At 60.1% G+C, this 25,478-nt stretch carries 20 protein-coding genes; 10 read left to right on the forward strand and 10 right to left on the reverse strand.

Annotated elements, in window-relative coordinates:
- Positions 1 to 7 precede the first annotated feature (7 nt).
- The 3 genes from Asbog_RS10790 to Asbog_RS10800 form a co-directional block, all read right to left on the reverse strand.
- A complete protein-coding gene (locus Asbog_RS10790; RefSeq protein WP_062165142.1) occupies positions 8 to 1,078 on the reverse strand; it encodes a catalase family protein in 1,071 nt (356 codons plus the stop codon).
- A 190-nt stretch (positions 1,079 to 1,268) separates the two neighbouring features.
- A complete protein-coding gene (locus Asbog_RS10795) occupies positions 1,269 to 2,267 on the reverse strand; it encodes an SIS domain-containing protein (protein ID WP_231944563.1) in 999 nt (332 codons plus the stop codon).
- 44 nt (positions 2,268 to 2,311) lie between these two features.
- On the reverse strand, positions 2,312 to 3,514 hold the full coding sequence (locus tag Asbog_RS10800) for an alpha-hydroxy acid oxidase (RefSeq protein WP_062165144.1): 1,203 nt from the start codon (positions 3,512 to 3,514) through the stop codon (positions 2,312 to 2,314).
- A gap of 292 nt (positions 3,515 to 3,806) precedes the next feature.
- Between Asbog_RS10800 and Asbog_RS10805 the strand changes: the two genes are divergently transcribed.
- From Asbog_RS10805 to Asbog_RS10820, 4 genes are read left to right on the forward strand one after another with little or no spacing between them, the layout of a single operon-like run.
- Positions 3,807 to 5,594 carry a thiamine pyrophosphate-requiring protein gene (locus Asbog_RS10805; protein ID WP_062165904.1) on the forward strand — a complete coding sequence of 596 codons (1,788 nt, stop codon included), beginning with the start codon at positions 3,807 to 3,809 and terminating at the stop codon, positions 5,592 to 5,594.
- Positions 5,595 to 6,572 (forward strand): hypothetical protein, encoded by a 978-nt coding sequence (locus Asbog_RS10810; RefSeq protein WP_062165145.1) that lies wholly within the window; start codon positions 5,595 to 5,597, stop codon positions 6,570 to 6,572.
- Positions 6,565 to 7,206 carry a gluconate 2-dehydrogenase subunit 3 family protein gene (locus tag Asbog_RS10815; protein ID WP_197669041.1) on the forward strand — a complete coding sequence of 214 codons (642 nt, stop codon included), beginning with the start codon at positions 6,565 to 6,567 and terminating at the stop codon, positions 7,204 to 7,206. The genes Asbog_RS10810 and Asbog_RS10815 overlap by 8 nt, the downstream gene beginning before the upstream one ends.
- Complete coding sequence (locus tag Asbog_RS10820) at positions 7,196 to 8,845, forward strand: GMC family oxidoreductase (RefSeq protein ID WP_062165147.1); 1,650 nt, start codon at positions 7,196 to 7,198, stop codon at positions 8,843 to 8,845. Before Asbog_RS10815 ends, Asbog_RS10820 begins: the two co-directional genes overlap by 11 nt.
- Positions 8,846 to 8,866: 21 nt before the next feature.
- Here the strand turns inward: Asbog_RS10820 and Asbog_RS10825 are convergent, their stop codons facing one another.
- Positions 8,867 to 9,460 carry a DUF1826 domain-containing protein gene (locus Asbog_RS10825; RefSeq protein ID WP_062165148.1) on the reverse strand — a complete coding sequence of 198 codons (594 nt, stop codon included), beginning with the start codon at positions 9,458 to 9,460 and terminating at the stop codon, positions 8,867 to 8,869.
- Positions 9,447 to 10,142, reverse strand: coding sequence for a DUF1826 domain-containing protein (locus Asbog_RS10830; RefSeq protein ID WP_062165149.1), 696 nt, complete (start codon positions 10,140 to 10,142; stop codon positions 9,447 to 9,449). Before Asbog_RS10830 ends, Asbog_RS10825 begins: the two co-directional genes overlap by 14 nt.
- Before the next feature lie 87 nt (positions 10,143 to 10,229).
- On the opposite strand from Asbog_RS10830, the gene Asbog_RS10835 reads away from it, so the two are divergent.
- Positions 10,230 to 11,507, forward strand: a complete 1,278-nt coding sequence (locus Asbog_RS10835; RefSeq protein ID WP_083510836.1) for a GTP-binding protein — start codon at positions 10,230 to 10,232, stop codon at positions 11,505 to 11,507.
- 21 nt (positions 11,508 to 11,528) lie between these two features.
- On the opposite strand, the gene Asbog_RS10840 is transcribed toward Asbog_RS10835, so the two are convergent.
- From Asbog_RS10840 to Asbog_RS10850, 3 genes are read right to left on the reverse strand one after another with little or no spacing between them, the layout of a single operon-like run.
- On the reverse strand, positions 11,529 to 12,299 hold the full coding sequence (locus Asbog_RS10840) for an SDR family NAD(P)-dependent oxidoreductase (RefSeq protein ID WP_062165150.1): 771 nt from the start codon (positions 12,297 to 12,299) through the stop codon (positions 11,529 to 11,531).
- Positions 12,296 to 13,369, reverse strand: a complete 1,074-nt coding sequence (locus tag Asbog_RS10845) for an AraC family transcriptional regulator (protein ID WP_146926345.1) — start codon at positions 13,367 to 13,369, stop codon at positions 12,296 to 12,298. The genes Asbog_RS10840 and Asbog_RS10845 overlap by 4 nt, the downstream gene beginning before the upstream one ends.
- Positions 13,370 to 13,402: 33 nt before the next feature.
- Positions 13,403 to 14,440 carry an NAD(P)-dependent alcohol dehydrogenase gene (locus Asbog_RS10850; RefSeq protein ID WP_062165152.1) on the reverse strand — a complete coding sequence of 346 codons (1,038 nt, stop codon included), beginning with the start codon at positions 14,438 to 14,440 and terminating at the stop codon, positions 13,403 to 13,405.
- A 297-nt stretch (positions 14,441 to 14,737) separates the two neighbouring features.
- On the opposite strand from Asbog_RS10850, the gene Asbog_RS10855 reads away from it, so the two are divergent.
- Entirely contained in the window at positions 14,738 to 16,444 is a 1,707-nt protein-coding gene (locus Asbog_RS10855; protein ID WP_062165153.1) for a glycoside hydrolase family 32 protein, read from the forward strand.
- Positions 16,445 to 16,506: 62 nt separating this feature from the next.
- Positions 16,507 to 16,941, forward strand: a complete 435-nt coding sequence (crcB, locus tag Asbog_RS10860) for a fluoride efflux transporter CrcB (RefSeq protein WP_023979964.1) — start codon at positions 16,507 to 16,509, stop codon at positions 16,939 to 16,941.
- A gap of 79 nt (positions 16,942 to 17,020) precedes the next feature.
- Here the strand turns inward: crcB and Asbog_RS10865 are convergent, their stop codons facing one another.
- Positions 17,021 to 18,478, reverse strand: a complete 1,458-nt coding sequence (locus Asbog_RS10865; RefSeq protein ID WP_062165154.1) for an aminotransferase class V-fold PLP-dependent enzyme — start codon at positions 18,476 to 18,478, stop codon at positions 17,021 to 17,023.
- A gap of 119 nt (positions 18,479 to 18,597) precedes the next feature.
- Here Asbog_RS10865 and Asbog_RS10870 point away from each other — a divergent pair, with 119 nt between their 5' ends.
- The gene (locus Asbog_RS10870) at positions 18,598 to 19,047 is read left to right on the forward strand and encodes an Lrp/AsnC family transcriptional regulator (protein ID WP_062165155.1); all 450 of its coding nucleotides are present in this window, start codon (positions 18,598 to 18,600) and stop codon (positions 19,045 to 19,047) included.
- A gap of 113 nt (positions 19,048 to 19,160) precedes the next feature.
- Here Asbog_RS10870 and glgX read toward each other — a convergent pair whose 3' ends face one another.
- On the reverse strand, positions 19,161 to 21,293 hold the full coding sequence (glgX, locus tag Asbog_RS10875) for a glycogen debranching protein GlgX (RefSeq protein WP_035444546.1): 2,133 nt from the start codon (positions 21,291 to 21,293) through the stop codon (positions 19,161 to 19,163).
- A 199-nt stretch (positions 21,294 to 21,492) separates the two neighbouring features.
- On the opposite strand from glgX, the gene glgA reads away from it, so the two are divergent.
- The gene (glgA, locus tag Asbog_RS10880) at positions 21,493 to 23,136 is read left to right on the forward strand and encodes a glycogen synthase GlgA (protein WP_062165156.1); all 1,644 of its coding nucleotides are present in this window, start codon (positions 21,493 to 21,495) and stop codon (positions 23,134 to 23,136) included.
- Between the two features lie 97 nt (positions 23,137 to 23,233).
- A complete protein-coding gene (gene glgB / locus Asbog_RS10885) occupies positions 23,234 to 25,465 on the forward strand; it encodes a 1,4-alpha-glucan branching protein GlgB (RefSeq protein ID WP_083510837.1) in 2,232 nt (743 codons plus the stop codon).
- Positions 25,466 to 25,478 lie beyond the last annotated feature (13 nt).

Raw genomic sequence — 25,478 nt, forward strand, 5'->3', positions numbered from 1 at the left:
CCATCTATCACGGCAAGAATTTCATAGGGCATCCGTTTAGCCTGGACCGCAATCCCGCAGAGAAAGGATAAGCCGCCCGTCGGGCACGCATGATATTGCCAAGCGGTCTGTGCGCCTCGAGCCCATGCCAGGGTGAAAACGAGAGACATTCATCAATCTGGTATGATCGCGCCTCGTTCCAACTATCCTGTGGCGGGAGTTCGAGCGTTGCCACAGTGTGGAAAGGGCTGAGAGCCTCGCTCCATTCTGTTGCGGCATTCTCGACAGGTTGCTGCTCTTCATTGCGGCAAAGCTGCGCACGCAGGCTGAAGCGCCCACCTTCCTGCGCCATGACGCGCCTGATCGCCCGGCGTATCGCAACCGGATCATGATCGATATCGATCAAACGGCCCGTCAGCCGACGAAAGCTCTCTGAATCAGGCACGAGATCGAGCTTCGCGACATAATCACCAAAACGCACCGGCACCTGCGAGTAAAACCGGTCGCCCAGCGGATGAGTGGGTGTAAATCCACCCAGCGCAGCAAGGGTGGCACTGGGTCTGGCAAAGCGCGTCAATAGTCTCTGTATCAGGCGCAGCGTGCGCGAAAGCCACGCTTTGGCGCCCTCTGCCCGATCGGTTGTCAGCGCCAGCACGCGCAGATTCTGAAGAAATCCCCTGGCATCGGGTGCCCCGAAAACGGCACCATTGGCAAACAGGAAGTCCTGTACCGCCACCCCCTTGTTGTCTTCCAGCAACGGACCGGGCACGTCATGAATTTTCAGGGCAAAGCCACGTGGCCCTGAAACGGCATCGCGCAGCGGATCGCCCGGTATGGCTGAAAGCCGTGCCGTCAGGCGATAGGCACCTGGTGTCGCAAAAAGCCCTTGCGCAAGCTCCGGCGGAAGATTGGCCGCCACATGCAATGTCCCTTCAAGCAGGGCATGGCTCTTGGCATGAACCCCGCGCGAAGCCGTGCCGATGTCACGATGCGTCGCCGTAATGATGCGCCGGAATGTCCGACGCAGTTGCTCGTGAGTGGCCCCTTCATCTGTCGAGCCTTTCTCGATGTCGGGGTGGTAGGCGATGGGTGCGCGCATCGATCGGCTCCGGCAGGTCTGGGCGAGGAATTCGATTTTTCCTCGCTCCCAGCGTCCGGCGACCGTCCGGGTTGCCATAGGCTCGTGCCATCGGTGTCAGACACACCTGAGGCACGACCCCACCTGTGGCTCGATGGCTGCCCCATCGGATGCAACACGGGGCAAGAGCACCTTGCTCGGGATAAACCGGTCAGGCGTCGAATGTGACGACCTTGGTCAGATGACGTGGCGCCAGCGTGTCAAGCCCGTTGGCGCGCGCCACGTACTCGCCCAGAAGTTGCAGCACGGGCAGACATACCAGTGGTCCCGCACCCTGATCGCCACCCACGGGGAGGGAAACCGTGCCCAGACCGCCAAGGCCAAGCACGACCGCTCCCTTCTCCATCACCTCACGCGCTACCTGCTCTTCCTCCTCACGGGTATCAGGATGATAGAGCATGACCACAAAGGAATGTTCATCGATCAGGCTGATCGGGCCATGACGATATTCGAGCGGATGATGCGCCTCGCTCTGGCTCAGGCTCATCTCCTGCATCTTCAGCGCCCCCTCACGGGCCACACCGTAATAGGCGCCGCCGCCAAGAAACACGAAATGCGAGCGCCCCTGAATCAGTGAAACGAGATGCGGGTCGGAAGCCTCCAGCAGGGCCTCGGCAGCGACAATCGTATCAGGCGTAATGGACAACCCGGCATAGCGCAGGCCCGTCATCAACATCAGACTGGCCGAGGCGGTCATCACGATCCCCTCCTCGGGGTGGGTCTCAGCCTCGAAGGATTCGCTCGAAACGCGCGTCAGGGCGCTGCCGGGCGCACAGGTAACGCCCAAGACATCAAGCCCTGCCTTGAGGCCTGCTGCGGCGGCTGCCACGGTCTCGGTCGACTCACCGCTGCGCGACAACGCCAGCATGCGGGTGGGTGTCCCGGCCGGTACATAGGATGAGGCGCGACGCGTCCACTCGTTGCCCGGCACCGCACGTGCGGCAAACCCGGCCTCGTTCAGCGCGCAGGCAATGCTGTCAGCGATATGCACTGAGGTGCCACAGCCAATCACCACATGGGCAAAACCGGGCTCGGGCGAAGAACCGGGAGACGACAGCGCCCGCCAGAAGGAGAACTGCTCACGTATGCCGCGTTCGGTCGCATTCATAGCCCAGTCTTTCACGCCAGGGGTGGAGGTGGGCGCGATCATGACACAAGCTGCCCCGCGTTCCGATACCCCCTCTGCCCAATCGGTCAGGTTTTTTCCGTCGCCTGTTCGGCGAAACGGACATCGCCCAGATCCTTGAGCAGATCCTCCTTGAGTGCCTCCAGACCCGTGACACCCAGCAGGGCCAGATCCCGGCTGATTTCGGTGCTGAGAATGGAAATGGCCTTGTCGAGCCCGGCACTGCCCGCCAGCGCACAGGCCTGAAGGAACGGGCGCCCCAGCATGACCGCATCGGCGCCGAGCGTGAGGGCCTTGAGCACATCACCGCCACAACGAAAGCCGCTATCGACAATCACGGCCATATCGCCCGCTGCCTGCCTGATGTCGCCAAGAGCCTCAAGCGGGGCGATGGTAGAGTCGAGCAGACGGGCACCGTGATCGGAAATGCCAACCGCATCGGCCCCGATCCGGGCGGCTTCGGCAATATCCTCAGGACGCAGCAGCCCCTTGAGCACGAGCTTACCTTTCCATCGCGACCGGATGTGGCGGATATGGTCCCAGGTAAAGTGAGGCGACCCGCCGACAGCGGCAATCTCATTGGAGAAAAGGCCCGGCCCACCCTGAGGGCGGATGTTCACGATCTTCGGGTTGCGATCACGCAGGATCGTGCGGCCCAGCGTGCCGAATGTCCAACCGGGATGCGCCATGCCACCGAGTGTAGCGCGCAGATTGGGGCGGATTGGCATGGAATAGCCTGCCCGTGTCTCGGCGATACGTTGTGCAGGCACAGGCACGTCACAGGTAATGAGAAGGACGGGATAGCCCGCCTCCTGCACACGATCGATCATCCCATCGATGATGCCCATATCGCTGGGCAGATAGGCCGCAAACCAGGCCTTGGGATTGATGCGTATGATCTCTTCAAGAGGTGTGAGCGAATTGGCCGAGAGCGCATAGAAAAGGTTATGGCGACGCGCGGTCGATGCCTCGATACGGTCTGCGTCATAACGGGTCATGGCAGCACCACCCGTCGGGGCGAACCCGAAAGGCTGGTCATAGGTCTCACCGAGAAGGGTGATCTTGGTGTTGAGACTGGACACATCGCGCAGGCGATAGGGCCGCCACAAATAGCGCTGGAAGACGGCCCGGTTGCGGCGAAGGGTTATTTCCGACCCGGCGCCATTGCGCACATACTCATACACAGCCTTGGGCAGATAGCGTTTAACGGCCTTCTCGAAATCGGTAAGCTGATAGATATCTTTCAAACGCCGTTTGGCCGTGATGGACATGAGAAGATCTCCCGAAGGTTCATGCTGATACGATGGCAATGAAGCAGGAACGGGGCCGGAGGCTTCTCGCGCTTTTGCAGCGTCGTCACGTTAAAGTGACATCTCGTACACCACGCTTATCCTGTCCCGGTTCATCCCGTTTTCAGCATCGGATACCGCAGGAAACAGCGAATTCTGATCATTCCGGTTCATGAATATAAAATAATTTTACAAAGTATGAAAATGAACATTCCCGCTTGACGCGACGTTGCTCTGGCACACAGCCAATCGCCGGAGCATCAGAGCCATGTCCATGAATGTCAGCGAATTCATGTGGAAACGCCTTCAGGAATGGGGCCTGAAAAGGGCCTATGGATATCCGGGTGATGGTGCAGGCGGGATCGATGTGGCGCTTCAGCGCGAGATCGATGCCGGGCGTGTGGAATATGTTCAGGTGCGCCATGAGGAAATGGCGGCGTTCATGGCTTCCGCCCATGCCAAATTCACTGGTCAGGTCGGGCTTTGCTTTGCCACCTCGGGGCCGGGTGCCATTCATCTGCTCAACGGACTTTATGACGCCAAGCTCGATCATGTGGGCGTCGTCGCCATCATGGGCCAGCAGGCGCGCACCTGTATCGGGTCGAATTACCAGCAGGAAGTCGATCTGCAATCGCTCTGCAAAGATGTCGGCTCGGAATATATCGTTACCGTTACCGAACCTTCGCAGATGAGACACGCCATCGATCGCGCCGTGCGTATCGCCCGTGACAAACGTGCCCCTACCATCGTAATCGTCCCCAACGACCTGCAGGAACTGCCCTACAAGGAAGCGCCTGTGGCGCATGGCTTTACCCATACCGGCATTGGCGAGACAGTCATCAGCCCCGTGCCAGAGATGCATGGCCTGCAGGCCGCCGCGGAAATTCTGAATTCAGGCAAGAAAGTCGCCATTCTGGCCGGCGCAGGCGCGCTGGAAGCGACGGATGAGCTGATTGCGATCGCCGACCTGCTGGGCGCCGGTATTGCCAAGGCGCTTCTGGGCAAGGCCGCTGTGCCAGACGAACTGCCCTATGTCACTGGCTCACTCGGCCTGCTCGGCACCAAACCGTCCTGGGACCTGATGAAGGAATGTGACACCTTCCTGATGGTGGGCTCGGCCTATCCGTATAGCGAGTTCCTGCCCAATCCGGGTCAGGCACGCGGCGTGCAGATCGATATCAACGGCTCCAACCTCTCTCTGCGCTACCCGATGGAAGTCTGCCTACAAGGCGACAGCGCCGCAACGCTGCGCGCCCTGATCCCCCTTTTGCAGCGCAAGAGCGACCGGAGCTGGCGCGAAAAAATCGAGAAGGAAGTCGAGACGTGGTGGAAGGTTCTCGAAGCCCGCGCCATGACGGACGCCAACCCGATCAACCCGCAGCGCGTATTCTGGGAATTGTCACCCCGTCTGCCTGAAAACGCCATCATCACCGCCGATTCAGGCTCGGTCGCCAACTGGTTTGCGCGGGATCTGAAAATCCGTCGTGGCATGAAGGCCTCGCTCTCGGGCGGCCTTGCCTCGCTTGGAGCTGGCACACCTTATGCGGTCGCCGCGAAAATGGCCTTTCCTGAACGGACCGTCATTGCCTGCATGGGCGACGGGGCGATGCAGATGAATGGCCTGAACGTGATGATCACGATCTCCAAATACTGGAAGCAATGGGAAAATCCGAAACTGATCGTTCTCGTGCTCAACAACCAGGACCTCAATCAGGTGACATGGGAGGAGCGCGTCCAACTTGGCGAGGGCAAGACGACCGCCACGCAATCCATTCCAGATTTCCCGTATCACAAATACGCCGAATTGCTCGACCTCAAGGGTATTCTGGTCGATCACCCCGATCAAATTGCCGGTGCATGGGAAGAGGCCCTGAACGCGGATCGACCCGTTATCCTCGAAGCCCGCACCGATCCCGACGTGCCGCCCCTGCCACCGCACATCACCCTGCAACAGGCCAAAGCTTTCCTCTCTTCCCTGCCGACCGAACCCGAACTGCTCGATGTCATCCGTGGGTCAGCGAAGGAAATGCTGGCCACGTTCCTGCCTTCGAAGAAATCCTGAATGCCGCGTTATAGTGGCCCGCGTGGCGCGGTCGGCTGGGCCCTCGGCCTGACCGGCGCGCTCACAGCGGCGGCCTTCGCTGCCGCAACGCGAGGCGGGCGCATGAGCCGGAAATCCGCCCTCCCTGCCCTTGCGGCAGAGCCGCCTCCCTCGGCGGATCGCGCCAATCTCGCCGCAAGACGCCTCAACCGTTCCGCGGGCACACTGGCCGCTTCGGTTTTTTTCGACAGTGCCGTCGAACATTACCGGGGCGATTTTGCAAACAAGGCGATGTACACCCCCCTTGTTACCTCGGCCCTCGCCCTCGCCGTCTCGGCGCATGGTACGGCGGATAGACGCGCTCATGCGCATCTGGTCCGCGACGGGGTTTATGCCCTGACAGGGCTCGTGGGGTTGGTGGGTACCGGGTTTCACATCTGGAATGTCGTCCAGAAGCCGGGACGATTCATCTGGCAGAACCTCTTTTACGGGGCGCCGCTCGGGGCGCCCATGGCCATAGGGCTCTCTGGCCTTCTCGGTTTTTTCTCTGAACGAGTGCGCGAGACAAAACCGGGCGACGTGCCGAAACTGTTCGGTCTGCCCGCAGGGCGCGTCATCGGCGCGGTCACCGGCGCTGGCATGGTCGGCACAACGGGTGAGGCCGGGTTGCTCCATTTCCGCGGGAGTTTCCATGACCCGTTCATGGTCCTGCCTGTTGCCATGCCGCCTGCCGCTGCCGTGGCCATCACCCATGCTGCGTTGGGCGATGCCCGGACGGACCGTCGCCTGACACGCTGGTGGCTGCGCGCTACCGCCATCATGGGGGTGTCCGGCACCGTCTTTCATGCGATTGGCGTCGGACGTGACATGGATGGCTGGCGCAACATCCAGCAGAACCTGCTCAATGGCCCCCCTATTCCGGCCCCGCCCGCCTTCACCGGACTGGCGCTTGCCGGGCTCGCGGCGCTCGATCTGATGGAGGATGACCGCGATGTCTGAGCGCTATCCGGGTTATGATGTGCTCAATAAGCGCCTCGGTCCTTCATGGAACGATGCGACGCGCCGTGTGATTGACGAGCGCCTCGCTGTACCGCGTGAGGCGCGCTTTCTGGAGCAGGCGGAATGGCTGACGCTTTGCGCCCTTTGCGACAGAGTCATGCCCCAGCCGAATGATCGCGCGCCCGTTCCGCTTGCTGCCTATGTTGACCAGAAGTTGCTCAAAGATGAGCGCCCCGGTTTTCGCGATGCAGCCCTGCCCCCCCAGCGCGAAACATGGAAGAGCGGCCTGGCGGTATTCGAAGCCGAAGCCCGCGCACGCCACAATGCCTCATTCCACCTTCTATCCGCTGCCGATCAGGAAAACCTGATGCGCGAAGCCGGGGCCGGTCGTCTGGGCCATGCCGGGTGGAGCGCTGAGCAGATGCAGCTTTTCTTCAATGGACATGTGCTGACCGATATCCTCTCCGCCTATTACGCCCATCCCACTGCCTGGAGCGAAATCGGGTTTGGGGGTCCAGCAAGCCCACGGGGCTACGTCCGTATGCAGAATGACCGCCGCGACCCTTGGGAGGCGATCGAAGCCACGCCCGAAACGGTCGAGAAAGTGCGCAAGGAAAACCGTCATGTCCGATAATCCCTTGCTCACACCGCGCGCCATTAATGGCCGCGCACCGGATGTTTTTCGCAAGGGCGAATGGGTGCCTATGCGCGAATATGCGCAGAATGAGCCGGTGGATTTCGTGGTGATTGGCACCGGGGCGGGTGGCGGTCCCCTCATCGCCCGTCTGGCTGAGATGGGTTATTCAGTCATCGGGTTCGATGCGGGCGCGTATTTCAGGCCGCTTGAGGATTTTGCCTCTGACGAGACCAGTCAGAGCCAGCTTTACTGGACCGATGAACGGCTGATCGACGGGGCAAATCCGATCAAGATGGGCAGCAATAACAGCGGCAAGGCCGTTGGCGGCTCAACAGTCCATTTCGCTATGGTTTCATTACGATTCAGGCCCGAATGGTTCCAGTCACGCACCAAGCTGGGCTATGCGGTCGACTGGCCGCTCGATTGGCGCGAGATGTGGTCGTATTACGACAAGGCTGAACGCGACCTCGCCATTGCCGGGCCGATTTCCTACCCTTGGGGGCCAAAACGGCCACGCTATCCCTATCGTGCGCATGAAATTGGCGGCGCGGCGGAGTGGCTTGCGCGTGGTGCCGAGGCGATGGGCTATCAATGGTCTGAAACGCCTCTCGCCACGGTCTCGGCACCGCGCGGCGACTCCCCCTCTTGCGTCTATCGTGGCTTCTGTCGTGTCGGGTGCTCGACCAACGCCAAACAGAGCCAGCTTGTGACCTATATTCCCCGTGCCCTGAAGGCCGGTGCCGAGATTCGCGATCTTGCCATGGTGGGACGCATAGAGACCAATGCGCAGGGTGTCGCGACCGGTGTGCATTATCATCGCGAAGGGACGTGGCATTTCCAGAAGGCGAAACAGGTCATCGTTGCCGGTTATGCCATCGAGACGCCGCGACTATTGCTCAACTCGGCCACAGACCGCTTTCCGCAAGGGCTCGGCAATCGGTCGGGTTATGTGGGGCGCAACCTCATGGTTCAATCCAATCAGGCTGTTTATGGCAAGATGAAAGAGACGGTGCGCTGGAACAAGGGACCGCCCTCTCTAACCATCACTGAGCACTGGAACTATGAGGACAAGAAGGATTTCTTTGGCGGGTATTGCTGGATGGCCCAGGGTCCCCTGCCGCTGGAATGGTCCTCTGCCGTTTCCTCATCGCGCGGGCTGTGGGGCGAGGCGCTGCGCCAGAAAATGATGGATTATAACCATCAGGTCGGCCTCAAGATGGTAGGGGAAATGCTCCCCAGCATGAATAACCGCGTCACGCTGGCTGATGAGAAAGACCAGTATGGCCTGCCCATCACACGTATCACCTATGGCTGGCAGGATAACGACAAGGTCATGATCCAGCACGCTCTGGGCGAAATGCAGCGCTCACTCGAACTCATTGGCGCACAGGATATCTGGCGTCAGGAGAACGATACCAACCATCTGGCAGGAACGGCGCGGATGGGGTTTTCGGCAGAAACATCGGTGGTTGATGCCGATTGTCGCAGCTGGGATGTCCCCAATCTGTGGATCTGCGACGGGTCGATTTTCCCGACCACAGGGGGCGTCAATCCCTCATTGACCATCACCGCCATTGCCCTGCGCACCGCCGACCGCATCCAGACACTGCATCGTCAGGGAAAGATCTCGCTCTGATCACCCCCTGACGCTGGGCCCTCAGTCGGCACGCAGGAACAGCACAACGCCGAGCGAGGCCTTGTCCAGATCGATCCTCACCCGACTTTCATCCCGGACTGGCATGAAAGCTAGACTGAACGGCGCGAACCGGGTGAGGCGCGGACCTGTGAAGGGCTTGCCCGAATTCCAGCCGGCTTCATCATGACCATAGGCGCAGAACAGCGACAGACGCCCTCCCGGCTCAGGCTGCCCCCCGGCCACGCCCGTGGTGAGAACCAGACTGATCCGGTTCGATCCCGAGAGGGCCGCGGCAAGCGACGCACAATGGGCAAGGTCCTCTGCCAGAAAATCCGGATATCCTTCCTCCGAAACAAGAGCCTGAGCCGCCTGCATCACCTGTTCGACCGTTCCTGAGAGCGAGAGCGGCTCCAGAGGCGGCAAGGCCTCTCTCATGGCATCCACCCAGCTCTGTGGAGGTTGGCGCGTCCAGATGACCATATCGAGATCCTGACGGGTCAGGCTTGCCAGTGTGTCCTCCAGATTACCGGCGCGGACATGGGGAACCTGGCCTGACAGGGAAGCCATCCCGTGCAGCATATCCTGCCCGTCGGGCCAGCTCTCAATGGCGAACATGCAACCCCGCATCATCGTCCGGCGCGTACCCGTCCTGCGGGGGCAGGCCGCGATCAACTGTGCCATGATCCTCTTCGCAGCAGGCATCGATCAGACCGTCATGCCCCAACGCAGTCTCGTCAATCGTCAGCAGCAGCCTTCCCCCGACCTGAAGCTGTGCCGCTGTCATCGGTGGAGACCGATGTCGCACCGTGCATTGATCGGACCAGTCGGGATGGGCCGTCCCTGCCAGAAAGACAACCGCCCCTGGCGGGGTATCCTCGATGTGGGCGCCGTCATCGCGTGTCCATTGCACGCCCGGCCCGACATAGCTGCGCAACAGACGCAAGGCGAGGTGATCGACATGGAATTTGCGGCAGCTATCCGTCACGATCCGCTCAAGCCTGACCCGCATGACAGAGTGCCCCGTCATATCGGCGTAGAGCGACACAAGCGACATGATATCCTCGCGCAAGGCGTCGAACGTGCCCTGCAAGGCATCGGCCAGCTTCACCCCCAACTCATCACGCGTACCGCGCAGCACAATCACGGCGGGACGGGTCGCAAGGTAGCGATAGGCCGCATCGCGCACCTCTGCGTGCAAGCCCAGTGGCAGCGTCGTCAGGTCGCCGGAAGGGAGTGTGACCGCCAGCGGGCTTTTACGGAAGGCGAGGATACGTCGCGTCGGGCAGGAAGCAATCATGGGTGGCCCTCAGAGTAAGTTATGTTATAACATAACAGTTCTAGCAAAGATTTCAATCCTTCCCCGTTCCCTTGCCCCGAGCGCCTCATGCCCGATTCATCCAGCCTTTCCCCCGCTCATCTTTCCGCCGAGACCGCCGAAACCCTCGCGACCAATAAGGGAGACCGTGACACGCGCCTGCCGGTGACCATACTCTCAGGATATCTCGGCGCAGGGAAAACCACGCTGATGAACCATCTGCTGCATAACCGCGAAGGCTTGCGGATAGCGGTGATCGTCAATGACATGAGTGAGGTGAATATCGATTCCGCACTCATTCGCGCGGGCCATGCCGATCTGACGCGTGCAGAGGAAAACCTCGTTGAGATGACCAATGGCTGCATCTGCTGCACGCTTCGCGACGACCTTCTGACGGAAATCAGCCGCATTGCCGCTCTTGATCGCTTTGACTACCTGCTGATTGAATCAACAGGCATTGCAGAGCCTATGCCCATTGCCGCCACATTCGAGTTTCGTGACGAGGCAGGGCATAGTCTGAGCGACGTGGCGCGGCTCGATACGATGGTGACGGTGGTCGATGCGGTCAATCTGCTCAATGACTTCTCCTCCACCGATTTCCTGCATGAGCGGGGTGAGAGCGCTGGCGAGGATGACCACCGCAGCCTTGTCGATCTTCTGACGGAGCAGATCGAATTTGCCGATGTCATCGTGCTCAACAAGATCGATACGGCAAGCGAGGCGCAGCGCCGGGTCGCACGCTCCATCATCAACGCCCTCAATAGCGAGGCCCGGGTGATCGAAACCTCGGAAAGCCGTCTTGCCTCGCGGGAGGTGCTTGATACCGGCCTTTTCGATTTCGAGCGGGCCCATCGCCATGCCCGCTGGTTTCAGGAACTCTATCACCCGCACATGCATGCGCCAGAGACCGACGCCTATGGCGTGACCAGCTTCGTCTATCGCGCCCAGCGACCATTCGAGCCGGAAGCCTTCGCTTCACTGATCGCCCGCTCATGGCCGGGGCTTGTGCGCGCCAAGGGGTATTTCTGGCTGGCGACCCGCCCCGACTGGGTGGGAGAGCTGAGTATTGCCGGCTCGCTGGCGCGCAACCAGGCCGCCGGGCGCTGGTGGGCAAGTATCCCTGCGGCAGACTGGCCGACCGATCCTGAATGGCGGCAAACACTCGATGCGCTATGGGACCATTGCTATGGTGACCGCAGACAGGAGCTCGTTTTTATCGGTGCCAACCTGAACGAGGCCGCCTTGCGTCAGGCGCTTGACGCGTGCCTGATCACACCGCCCAATACCGGCGCTTTCGATCCCGGTCTTTATGCCGATTTGCGGGACCCGTTTCTCCCATGGGGATGATAACGAGCCCTGTGACACCCCTTACAGCGCGGTATAACCGCCATCGACAAAGATCTCCTGCCCATTGATCATGCCTGAGGCGGGCGCGGCAAGATAAAGCACCAGATCGGCCACTTCCTGCGGCGTGGCCACACGGCCTGCGGGGATTTTTTCCAGGAAACGCTGAAGCTTGTCCCCCTCCCCCCATACGCGCTCGCCCATGGGCGTCCAGACCACGGTAGGACAGACCGCATTGGCCTGGATGTTATGCTGGGCCCATTCAGCGGTCATCACCTTGGTCAGGCCGTTCAACCCGGCTTTCGACGCGACATAGGGACCATGATCGACGAGCGCCACACCGCTGGCCATCGAGCTGATATTGATGATCTTGCCTGCCTTGGCGGCAATCATGCCAGGTGCAAGCGCACGGGCCATAAGCCAGGGCGCACGCAGGTTGAGGTTCAGGATGGAATCCCATTCCTCAACGCTCTGCTCGGTCAGCGAGCGCGGGATGCTCATGCCCGCGTTATTGACCAGGATCGTCGCGTCACCTAGCGTCGATTTGATCCGGGCCGTTACTGCCTCGGCGGCCTCGGCATCCAGAAGATCTGCGGCCAGTGCCAGACATTCACGTCCATTCGCCGTTACGCGGGTTCGTGTTTCTTCCAGCAGGGCCTCGTCACGCGCCACAGCCACGATATCGGCGCCAGCTGCGCTCAGGGTCTCACAGATCGTGACCCCCAGGCCGCGTGAGGCGCCGGTCACGACGGCAATCTTTCCTTCAAGCGAAAAGCGGTTCGAGAGAGCGTTCATGACAGGGTCGATCCTTCGGGAAGAGGCGCCTTGTGGCACCCGGGAAAACAGGGGGCGGTAATCTGGTGCGAGTGGTGCCGGAACTGTCGCGGCGTGCAGCCACGCAGGCTTAGGAAAACCCGGTTGAAATTCGAGAGATTGCCAAAACCGGCCTCGAGACAGACCACCGTGATCGCATCATGTGTGGTGCTCAGAAGATGGCAGGCATGATCGATGCGCAAACGCTGCACAAAACTCATGAATGTCTCACCGGTGACCGCGCGAAACTGGCGCGAGAAACCCGATGCCGTCATACCCAGAGAGGCGGCAATATCTTCATGGCGCAACGTTGCCGGATCGGCAGATAAAAGCGCACGAACCAGCTGGTTGATCCTGACGGCGCCCGAGCCCCCCTGTGCGAGGGGGTCCTGCATTTTCTGGCAATTGCCGGAAAGGCGCCTCCAGGGGGAAGCTGCAAGACGCGCCATCAGGGCGATGCAATTAGCCAGACGCACACCGCTATCAGCGGCAGCACGCTCCATCGTGTCATCGGTCGAACCATCCGGCGTGCAAGGCTGCTCGCCCATGGACTCCCCAACTGGGCCACCGAGATTTCTGAGCGCAAGACCGTTGGCGAGGGCTTGCGCGCCCGTAAACTCAACGCCGTAGCGGGCATCAGCCAGCAGGCGCGTCAGGCCCGCGAGTTCAGGGCAGAGGGCGATCAACCCTTCTATCCAGCTCTGGCTGAACTGAAGCACCACATCACGGCCTTTCAGCACCTCCCCTTCAGCAAGCGGGCTGAACCATGCATGAGGCAGATCGGGGCCGACAAGCACCAGCTGACCGGCTTCAAAAGGGCCAATATAATCACCGATCATTGCCCTGCCGGTCCCGCACGTGATCAGATGGAGCTCATATTCCGGGTGATGGTTCCAGCGGGCAATCGCCGCCGGATAATCGTGCTGATGCCAGCGGAAACTGAACGATTTCCGCTCCGGGATGAGTTCGAGCACGGCCGGATTGACGGCCCCACGCCCAACGCCACCCGATGGTCGTCTCGGCACTCTCGGATTATGCGCAGAAGACAGCACGTTGTTGTCTCGCTCAGGGGAAATGGCGGCGCGTCAGAGCGTGATCTGCAATTTGACATCCTCGGCGCGCCCCTCTGCCGCACGCTCAAAGGCGGCGATGGCGTCACCGAAGGGATAAGTACCGGAGACAAGCGGCTTAAGGTCGATACTGCCCGAGGCAATCAGGGCAATCGCGCGATCATAGACATGGGCATAGCGGAAGATCGTCTCCATGCTCAGCTCCTTCGCCTGAGCCGCCACGATATCGAAAGCGACCTTGCGCGGCGGCATGCCGACCAGAACGAGACGGCCACCGGGGCGCGTGCAGGCTATCGCATCGTCATAGGCGCTTTCGAAACCGCTCGCCTCGAACGTGACATCAACCCCCCAGCCCTCGCCGCAATGCAAGGCAATGCGCTCTGCTGCTTTCCCTTCTGCCAGATTGATCGGCACAATATTGGGATAAGCCCCGGCGATAGTGAGTTTGGGGGCCGAGAAATCGCTGATGAAAACCTGGCTTGCCCCGGAGGCCAGCGCCGCAAGCGCTGTCATGATCCCGATCGGCCCTGCTCCTGTAACAAGACAGACGTCGCCGGGCTGCAGGCGCGCCTTGACGCAGGCATGAACCCCGACCGCCAGCGGCTCGACCATCGCCCCTTCAGCAAAGCTCACACGATCAGGCAATTTGTACGTGTAAGCCGCCGGATGCACGACAGAGGCGGTCAGGCAACCATGCACAGGCGGGGTTGCCCAGAAGCGCACTGCAGGGTCGATATTATACTGCCCCAGACGGGAGGCACGCGATTGCGGGTCAGGAATGCCCGGCTCCATGCACACACGGTCACCGATTTTCAGCCCCGAGACGCGGCTGCCCAGCGCGGTGATGGTCCCCGAGGCCTCATGCCCGAGCACCATGGGCTCGCGCACGATAAACGGCCCGATGGCACCATGCGTATAGTAATGCACATCGCTCCCGCAGATCCCGACCGTATGGATGGCAATACGCACATCATCAGGGCCAAGCGTGTCATCTAGGGCAATGTCCCGCAGCGACAGTTTGCTACGCTCTTCCAGAACCAGTGCCTGTGCCATATCGTCATTCCTTGCAGGTCCCGACATGCTCCAACGATACGCGAACATGACAGAACTGTTAGATATAACGACGTCGTCTCATGAAATAGATCTATTATTCACAAAATCCGATGATTTTTTGCGTGAGCAGAACACCACTCCGTGATTTTTGATCTGGGCGCGAGCCTCTGTGGGCAGGCACCGCATTCACCCAAGGCACTGCGTAGGGACCCGGTTTGGCGCTGCGCCATCGCTGACCTATGCTGGTTTTCCATCGGGGGGCACCTCGGCCTTCCTCCAATGCCGACAGAAAGAGTTATGATGACCGAGCGTCCCGTTTTCCCCGGATTGAGCCGCCGACGGGCCCTCGCTTCGCTTGTCGCGACCGGAGGTGGCCTGATGGGAACGGCACTGGCGCAGGCCGCGCCCGGCCCTGTGGCGGCACCCAAGGCACCGGACAAGGAAAGAAAGGCCGAGCCGAACGCCTCGCATCCCTCCCCTGCCGACCAGCCAGGAGCCACCGCCCATCCGGTCATTCGCACGCAAAGCGATGCCCTCTATCGCCCCACGATCCATTTCTCACCCGAGAGCGGTTTCATGAACGACCCCAACGGGCTTATTCATGATGGATCGGTTTTTCATCTCTATTATCAATATGACCCCCTTGCCCCCTATGCCGGTCACGTGCATTGGGGGCATGCGACGAGCAAGGATCTGTTGTCATGGCAGGACCAGCCGATTGCGCTCAATGAAACACCGGCTGGCGAGGCCTATACTGGATGCGCCGTGCTGGACGCACAGAACAGTTCAGGCCTGTTCAAGGAGGGGCAAGGTGGACTGGTTGCCCTCTACACCCGCGCCACGCCCAAGAAGCAGTCGCAATATCTCGCGATCAGTGAGGACGGGGGGCAGAGTTTCCACGATATCGCCCAGAATCCGGTGCTCGATATCGGCAGCAACTCATTTCGTGATCCGCAGGTGATCTTTCACGAACCTACCCGGCAATGGGTCATGGTGGTTGCAAAGTCACGCCTGCATCAGATTGCATTCTACGCCTCCATCGATCTCCGACACTGGGTGCATCTCAGCGATTTCGGCCCGTCCGGCCTGTATGGCGTCGATTATGAATGCCCCAATCTGATCGAGATTCCCGTTGAAGGCGGCGGGTCACGCTGGGTTCTGTTCATCTCGGTCAATCCCGGTGGGCCGACGGGGGGCAGCATCACCCAGTATTTCGTTGGCAGCTTCGATGGCAGTCGCTTCACCCCCGATGACACCGTGATCGGGCTGACGGATTTTGCCAAGGATGCCTATGCCCTTCAATGTTACCAGAACATGCCGGGCAAGCAGGCCGTCTCCATCGCCTGGCTCGGCAACTGGCAATACTGTCAGGAACTCCCGACACAAAGCTGGCGCGGCTGCATGACCCTGCCCCGGCTCATGACACTGCGCCATGACTCAGCCGGCTGGCTGCGCCTCGCCCAGGCCCCGAGAGGGCTGGAAACGCTGCGTGAAGCGCCCATCGCTTTCACCTGTCAGCGTCTGGCCGCCGGTGCCAGTGCCTCGGTGCCCCTCCCGCAAGGCGTGGCGCTCGAACTGGTCCTGAGTGCGACCGTTGACCAGATGCCCCCTAATCTGCCGCTGGGGGACAAGGGGCGCACAGGTCGGTTCGTTATCGTGTTCGGCAATGATATGGGCGAGAACCTGACCGTTGGGTTTGACGCCTTCAGCGGTCAGCTCTGGATTGACCGGGCCGATCTCAACGGTTTCAAGCAGCCTTTCTTTACCGGGCAGTTCTCAACCCCTCTCAATGCCGATGACCGCCATTTCGACATACGTCTGGTGCTTGATGCCTGCACGCTTGAGGTCTTCGCCAATGGTGGCCTTTCGGTTGGAACCGCCTTGCTCTTTCCGGCCAACCCGCTCAGCTTCCTCAAGCTTGAGGCGACGGGCGCAGGGGCAAGCATCGAGACGCTGGGCCTGTACCGGCTCAGGAAGGTCATGCCGCGCGAGACAGCCCTGTAAGCCTCGGCCACGCTATGATAAGGCGGTGATCCCGACGAACCAGACCGGAGCTATTCCCCCTCATGTCCTTCACTGCCTGTCTTTTCGTCATGCTTGGCGGGGCCCTTGGCACGCTGGGGCGCTATCTCGTCTCTGTCGCGACCGCGCCCTATAGCCGCTCCATGCCGTGGGGCACGATCCTGGCCATCAATACGGTCGGGTCGTTCGTCATCGGTTTTTTCGGTACGCTGACGCTCGCCCATGGCCGCTTTCCCGTTTCAGAAAACATGCGGCTCTTTGTCATGGTCGGGATTTGCGGAGGGTACACCACCTTCTCGTCATTCAGCCTCCAGACACTGGATCTGATGCGTGCCGATGCATGGGGCCGCGCCATGCTCAACATCATTCTTTCAGCCGTGCTCTGCCTTGGCGCGGTATCGCTGGGGCATCATGCCGCCTCGAAGCTCAATGCCGGGGCCTTTCAGATTGCCCAGAACGAGACCGAAGAGGACGCCTGATATCCTGACGACCGTCCCGCCGGGTCAGAGCCTGGCGGGACACAGGGTTTGCCTTGTTCGCTCCCGCAGAGGCCATCCTTCAGGCTGAGAGCGCTTCGAAGCGGGCTGTCTGCTCGTCGCAGCGATAGATATCGGCCATCGGGTATGGCTGTCGCGCAAGCGTCGCCACCGCGTTGATGACCCGATCAACCTTCTCGTCGCTCATCAGAACGCTGAAGTTCAGCCGGGTCCAGCCGGGCTTTTCGATTTCATGACCCGACAGGATCTCGCGACGCAGGATTGCCGAGGCAGGCTCATCGATGGAGAGCAGACGATGCGCATAGGGCCCGGCGCAGGCACAGCCGCCACGTGCCTGAATACCGTAGCAATCGGACAGCAAGCGGGTGAAAAGCTGCTGATGGATATGACCGCCGCGCTGATGATCGCGGATGCGCATGGAGAAAATCGGCAGAGCCGGCTTGTCGGGTGAGGCACCGATCAGTTCGATCTCTGCCACGTCGCCCCATGCCTTCAGCGCCCGCGCGCGCAGTTCGGCATGACGTTCATCCATGAAATCCTGACCGATGGCGTCCTTCACCAAAAATGCCAGCGCCGCACGGATATCGCCCACCACATTGGGTGTTCCCGCTTCCTCACGGTCGCTCACGCGATCGGAGTAATCATGCCCCCAGGGCGAGACAAAACGCACCGTCCCACCACCGGGCAGGCTCGGACGTGTGATGGCCACGGCAGCATCACGAACGATCATTACACCCGAAGCACCGGGCCCGCCGACGAATTTGTGGGGTGATACGACCACCGCATCGATCTGGGCAGGCGTTCCCGCTGCCATATCGATGGCGAGATACGGCCCACCGCCCGCATAGTCCCAGACCGAACGCGCGCCATGCGCATTGAGCAGGGTCGTGATGGCCGCGACATCGGTCAGGATGCCGGTCACATTCGAGGCTACTGAAAAGGCTGCCACCACCAGTCGTCCCGGGGTAAGGGATTCCAGCACGCGGGCGAGCTCTGCCACATCAGGCCCACCTTGCACGGCCTCGCCAATCTCGATGATTTCCGCCCCGCTTTCGCGCCACGGGAGAATGTTGGAGTGATGCTCGTAAGGCCCGATCAGAACGAGCGGTTTTCTGCCTTCAGCGACGGCCTGTGTAACGCCCATAAGGCTGACGAGACGGTTGATGCCTGACGTCGCACCTGAGCCGGTGAAAACAACGCTGTACGCCTCCGTTGCCTTGCAGAGCCGGGCGATATGAGCGCGCGCTGAGGCGCGCAGCCTTGTCATCATGCGCCCGCAATAGGACGCTTGGGTATGACTATTGGCGTAGTAGGGCAGAACCTGCGTGAGGACGAAACTTTCGACCTGCTGAAGCGCACGTCCCGATGCCACGTAATCGGCATAGAGCAGCGGATGGTCGCCAAACGGCCCCGGCACAGGCACACCCTCACCAATGACCCCTTTGCGAAGCCCTGCCAGCCCCTCTTCGCCCTTCAGAGAAACGGCAAAATCATCGAGGCAGGTATCGGGGTTCAGCATGGTAATGGCTCCTGTGATCGGATGAACACAGGATAGAGCGATGGAATGGTGGAAAACTCACCCTATTTCATCTCAAATTATGCTTTATTTCTATCAAATGATCTGTTTTTCTCGGTTTCATGGATCAGATAGACCGCGCCATCGTCCGAGCCCTCCAACAGGATTCATCGCTTTCCCAGCGGGGTCTGGCCGAAAAGGTCGGATTGTCGCAGAATGCCTGCTGGCGCCGTCTGAATGCGCTTCGAGCCAGCGGTGTAATCGAGGGAGAAACCGTCCGCCTGTCGCAAACGGCCATAGGGCTGGGTGTTACGGTATTCGTGATGGTACGTACACGCTACCACTCACGCGAATGGCTGAGCCAGTTTCGCGAGGCCGTTCTGGCCATACCCAATATCGTGGATTTCCACCGTCTGGCGGGTGATTACGACTACATGCTCAAGGTCGTCGCCAAGGACATGAACGCATTCGACCGCATCTATCAGATGCTTATCAGCAAGGTAGAGTTGGACACCGTCACCTCCTATCTTTCGATGGAGGCTATCGCCGATAATCGTGACATGCCTGTGTGATTGCGCAGGATGGAAAGGCCTTTCGCAACAGCCACGCTCACACATACAAATACTGATGATGGACAGACGCCCCAGAGGCACCGTCCATCATCAGTTTCCAGGCCAAAGAAGGCTCAGCTTGCTTCAGGTTTGGTGATCAGTTCGAACAGAAGAACCGAGCGCCCTGTCACGGTATAAACCTGCTCCTGCTCAAACAACTCGGATTCCAGCGCCTCGCCGTCATCTGGCCGGTTGGTGTCCAGCAGCAGCTTCCATTCGTCTCCTTCTGCCTTCGGCAGCGTGAACTCCACCACATCGTGCCAGCTATTGAGGATGAGCAAGAGCGTGGCATCAGCGCCGCGACGCATGATACCGCTGGGCTGGGCCCGACCATCCAGCATGAGCCCGAAGCACTGTGCCAGCGACCATTCATCCTGCTGCATGTCGCCACCGGACGCGCTGATCCAGGTCAGTTCCTTGACGTCGAGTTCAGGATTATAGGCCTCGGTCAGGAACCGGGCGCGACGCAGGATCGGGAAGCGTCGACGAAGCGCGAGAAGCCGCGTGGTGAACTTGGAAAGACGAGCCCCCCCTTCACTGAGACGCCAATCAACCCAGGAGATGTCGTTATTCTGACAATAGGCATTGTTGTTGCCGCCCTGGGTTCTGCCGAACTCATCCCCCGCCACAATCATGGGGGTGCCTTGCGAGAAGATCAGGGTCGCCATCATGTTGCGGCACTGACGCCAGCGCACTTCGTTGATGGCTGCATCGTCCGTCTCACCCTCCACGCCGTAATTGCATGAGCGGTTATCCGACGTGCCGTCCTTGCCGTCCTCTCCATTCGCCTCGTTGTGCTTCTCGTTATACGAGACGCAGTCCCACAGCGTGAAGCCATCATGAGCCGTGAGAAAATTGACACTGGCCCAGGCCTGACGACCCAGATGGTTGAACAGGTCAGGGCTGCCAAGCAGGCGCGGCGCCAATACATCAGCCTTGGCCTCGCCGCGCCAGAAATCGCGCACCGTATCACGGAACTTATCGTTCCATTCGGCCCAGCCGGGAGGAAACTGGCCAACCTGGTACCCGCCGGGACCAATATCCCAGGGCTCGGCGATCATTTTGAGATGGGTAAGGGTCGGATCCTGCTGGCAAATGCGCAGGAAGCCCGACTGACTGTCGAACCCGTCAACCTCGCGCGCGAGGATGGTGCCAAGATCGAAGCGGAAGCCATCCACACCGATTTCATTGGCCCAATAGCGCAGACTATCAACAACAAACTGTAATGATGCAGTTTTTGTCAGGTTGAACGTATTACCAGTACCGGTATCATTAATATAGAATCTCTTATTGTCAGGCATGAGCCTGTAATACGTCGCGTTATCCAGCCCCTTGAAGGAGAGGGTCGGGCCGAGTTCGTTGCCTTCTGCGGTGTGGTTGTAAACCACGTCCATGACAACCTCAATGCCCGCCTCGTGGTAGGCGGCGACCATGCGACGTACTTCGGTCAGGGCATCATCCTGATCCGCAGCATAGCGCGTGTCAGGGGCAAAAAAGCCGATCGTGTTGTAGCCCCAGTAATTCGTAAGGCCCTTGTTCACCAGATACTCATCAGCGACGAAGCTCTGGATGGGCAGCAATTCGATTGTCGTGATGCCAAGCGATTTCAGGTGCTCGATCACATGGCGATTGGCCAGCCCTGCATAGGTGCCGCGCAGGCGCCGTGGAACGCGAGGATGATTGAGGGTGTAGCCCCGGACATGGGTTTCATACACCACCGTATCTGACCAGCGCGTACCCAGCGGACGCAGGTTCTGAGCGGCAGGATCGGTAATCACGCATTTCGGTATGTATGCTGCGCTGTCACGCTCATCGAAGCTCAGATCCTTGTCGGCATGGCCAATCTGGTAACCAAAGAGCGCAGGATTCCATTCGATCTCGCCAAAATGCTCACGCGCATAGGGGTCGAGCAGGAGCTTGTTCGGGTTGAAGCGGTGACCGGCATCGGGCTCGTAAGGGCCATGCACACGCAGGCCGTAGAGCTGCCCCGGACGCAGGTCCGGGACCCAGCCGTGGAAAACCTGATCTGTATATTCCGGCAGGCGAATCCGGTCTGTTTCCTTCTCGCCGTTCTGGTCGAACAGGCAGATCTCGACCGCCTCTGCATTGGCGGAGAATACGGCAAAATTGACGCCCTTACCGTCATAGACGGCGCCTCTCTCGGCGGGGCTTCCTTCCTTCAGGCGTTTCGCAAAAGAATCACTCATGAGTTTCTTTCCATCCTGACCCGTTAGACCGGCATTTTCCCTATCTGCACCCGGGTTCGAGGGGCCTAACGCTATGGAAAGGGAAAGTGCTGATAACATAAACGCGAGCGGTTAACGATTTCAGATGCGAAGCGTTTCACAAGTATTAGCATCCAAATGGCTCTGCAATTTCTTCCCGATTTCCCAGACGAGGCTCGCCATGCCGTCAGACCAGATCGTTACGCTTCCGACGGATTTGCAGCTGCTTTCCGTCACGGCAGAGATGTTTCCTTTCGTCAAAACCGGAGGGCTGGGCGATGTGGCGGCCTCGCTTCCTACCGCCCTGCGTCATCATGGCGTGCGCACCCGCACCATCCTGCCCGGCTATCCCGCAGTCATGAAGGCTCTGACCCAGAAGGTGCAGGCCTATGTGTTCCACGACATGCTCGGCTATCGCGTCACCCTGTGGGAGGGAACAGCGCACGGGCATCATCTCTACGCAATCGAGTCGAGCGATCTCTACGATCGTGCAGGTGGCCCCTATCTGGGTCCGGACGGGCGGGACTGGCCCGACAATGACATGCGATTTGCCGTGCTCTCCCGTGTCGCGGCCTGCATTGCCCAGGGTTGCCTTGCAAACTGGCAGCCCGACGTTGTCATGACTCATGACTGGCAGGCTGGATTGGTGAGTGCCTATCTACGCTACGACAATCTGCCTGCACCACCGGTTGCCCATGTCATTCACAACATGGCGTTTCAGGGGCTCTTTCCCCGCGATCTTCTTGCGCGCATCGGTCTGCCCGACCAGGCGTTCTCAGTCGACGGGGTCGAATTCTACGGCAAGCTCGGATATCTCAAGGCCGGTTTGCAGCTTGCAGACAAGCTCATTACGGTCTCACCCACCTATGCCGAGGAAATCCAGACGGCCGAAAACGGCATGGGTCTCGAGGGTCTGCTCAGCACGCGGGCGAATGACCTGCATGGCATTCTCAATGGCATCGATCTCCATGACTGGAACTCGCTGACCGATCCAGCGGTGATCTTCCCTTACGCGGTTGGCGACATCGCGGGCCGTCGTGCCAACAAGCGCGTGTTCCAGGCAGAGTTCGGCCTCCCGCAGGACCCGAACGCCATGTTGCTGGGTATCGTGAGCCGTCTCACCCGCCAGAAAGGTGTGGATATCCTGGCCGAAATCGCGCCGCGTCTCTTCCAGGCCAATATCCAGCTCGCCGTCGTAGGCGTGGGTGACAATGACATCATGCAGGCTTTCCGGTCCCTGCAGCTGCGCTATCCGCGCCATCTCGTCTGCCATTTGCGTTATGATGAGGTACTCGGCCACCGCCTGCACTCTGCGGTCGATGCCTCACTCATACCCTCCCGCTTCGAGCCCTGCGGCCTGACGCAGCTTCATGCCCTCCGTTACGGCTCTGTGCCAATCGCTGCACGCGTGGGTGGCCTGACCGACACGATTGTGGACGCTAATGCCGCGGCCATTGAGGAAGGTGTGGCCAATGGCATCCTGTTCTCCCCAACCCAGGGCGATGCGTTGTATCGCGCGATCCGTCATGCTCAGAGGCTCTATCGCCAGAAATCAGTCTGGGCGCGTCTGCAACGCAATGGCTCACTCCATGATGTGTCGTGGCATGGGAAAGCCGCCCATTATGCGCGACTGCTTCTCGAAATGGCTGGTCGCGCACCGGCCCGCCTGATTGGCGAAGGGGAGATCGCGCCTCGACTGAGCGATGTGGGCATCCCGCTTGCCCCCAATACGTCTTTCACTCGCACAGCCAGAATGCCGCAGAGCCGGCCACGCAACCCCGGTCTGGGCCGCACCGATCTGCCCCGTTTCGGAACCAGCGCCTGACCGCACGCATCCGTATCCAGCTTTGAATGGCTCGCGGGCCCTACAGCCCGTGAGCCTCACCGCTTGCACACTTCCCTGAGGCGAGATCGTCTTTCCCATGACCGATACAGAAACCACGCAGCCCACCATCAGGGCCATCAAGCCTCAGGAGCAATCCCTGATCGACGAGATCGTCGAAGGTCGCGCTCATGATCCGTTTTCCTATCTTGGGCGCCATCGCGAAGGGCGTAACGGGGTCGTACGCGTGTTCTACCCTGACGCCGTCGAGGTCAGACTGCTGGCTGAACGCAAGAACAAGCCCCCGCTCGAAAAGAAAATGGACCGCATCGATGAGCGCGGCATCTACAAGGCGACCATAGCCGCGACCTCCACACGCTACAGCCTGCGCATTCTATGGGCGGATGGCTGGCAGGAAACGCACGACCCGTACAGCTTCGGCACGTTGATTGGCGATCTTGATCTCTATCTCTTCGCGGAAGGCAATCATCGCGATATCGACCGGATCATGGGCGCCCATATCTGTGAGATCGACGGCGTATCGGGTGTACGCTTCAGCGTCTGGGCACCTAATGCCCATCGCGTGTCGGTGATCGGCGATTTCAACATCTGGGATGGGCGTCGTCATGCCATGCGCCTGCGCCACAGCGCAGGCATCTGGGAGCTGTTCGTTCCGGGCATCGGATCTGGCGAGCGCTACAAATTCGAGATCATGGCACAAGGGGGTGTCATTCTGCCCGCCAAAGCGGACCCCTATGCCCGTTATGCCGAGCTCCCCCCGGCCACAGCCTCGATCGTTGCCCCACCGCTCGAGCATGACTGGCAGGATCAGGACTGGATGGCGCAGCGTGCGGCACGGCAGTCGCTCGAGGCACCGATCTCGATTTATGAACTGCACGTGCCATCATGGCAGCGCCTGAACAGCCCGACCGGCTATGTGAGCTGGAATGATCTGGGTGACAAGCTCATTCCTTATGTCACCGAGCTTGGCTTCACCCATATCGAGCTGATGCCGATCACGGAATATCCCTTTTCGGGCTCGTGGGGCTACCAGCCTCTGAGCATGTATGCGCCAACCTCGCGCCACGGAACGCCTGCGGAATTCGCGCGCTTTGTGGACCGCTGCCATCAGGCAGGGCTCGGTGTCATCATGGACTGGGTACCGGCGCATTTTCCGGCAGATGCCCACGGGCTGGCCCTGTTCGATGGCACGCATCTTTACGAGCACTCCGACCCGATGGAGGGCTACCATCAGGACTGGCATACGCTCATTTACAATTTCGGGCGCACGGAGGTTCGCAATTTCCTGACCGGCAGTGCGCTCTACTGGTTGAGAAATTTTCACATCGACGGCCTGCGTGTCGATGCAGTGGCTTCCATGCTCTATCGCGATTACAGCCGCAAGGAAGGCGAGTGGCGTCCCAACGTCTATGGCGGCCGTGAAAATCTGGAGGCCGTGAATTTCATGCGCGAGCTCTCCGGGATCATACGCGATTACTGCCATGACGCTGCTCTGATTGCCGAGGAGTCGACGGCCTGGCCGGGTGTGACTGCGCCTGCTGAGGTCGGTGGGCTGGGTTTTCGCTTCAAATGGAATATGGGGTGGATGCACGATACGCTGCGCTACATGCAGCAGGATCCGCTATGGCGGCGCTATCATGGGTCAGACCTCACCTTTGGCATGGTCTATGCCTATACCGAGCATTTCATTTTGCCGCTGTCTCATGACGAGGTCGTGCATGGCAAAGGATCCCTTTTGTCGCGCATGCCGGGTGATGATTGGCGGCGACATGCCAATCTGCGCGCCTATTACGCCCTGATGTGGGCCTATCCGGGCAAGAAGCTGCTCTTCATGGGCGGTGAGCTCGCCCAGTGGGAAGAATGGCATAATGATCGCGAACTCGCCTGGAACCGCCTGCATGATCACCTTGGCAAAGGTATGCACAATACGGTCGGCCTGCTGAACGCGGTCTATCGCGAGGAACGGGCGCTCAGCGCTCATGATTACCACCATGACGGTTTCAGATGGATCATCGCAGACGATACCGAAAATACGGTTTTCGCCTGGTTGCGTCAGGCCCCGGGGGCTAACCCTGTTCTCGTCGTGTGCAACATGACGCCCGTGGTCCATCATGAGTATCGCATCGGCGTGCCGTGTGGTGGGGCATGGGTCGAACGTGTCAACACCGACCGCAGCGAGCTGGGTGGCTCTGGCGTGGTTCATGACAATCCCGTCATGGCATCGCAAGAATTTGCTCATGGCATGGAACATTCACTCGTCCTGACGCTTCCTCCTCTCGCCGTTCTGTATCTCGTCCCGAAGCACGGCTGACCCTTCCCCAACC

It is taken from the genome of Asaia bogorensis NBRC 16594, assembly GCF_001547995.1.
Lineage (GTDB): Bacteria > Pseudomonadota > Alphaproteobacteria > Acetobacterales > Acetobacteraceae > Asaia > Asaia bogorensis.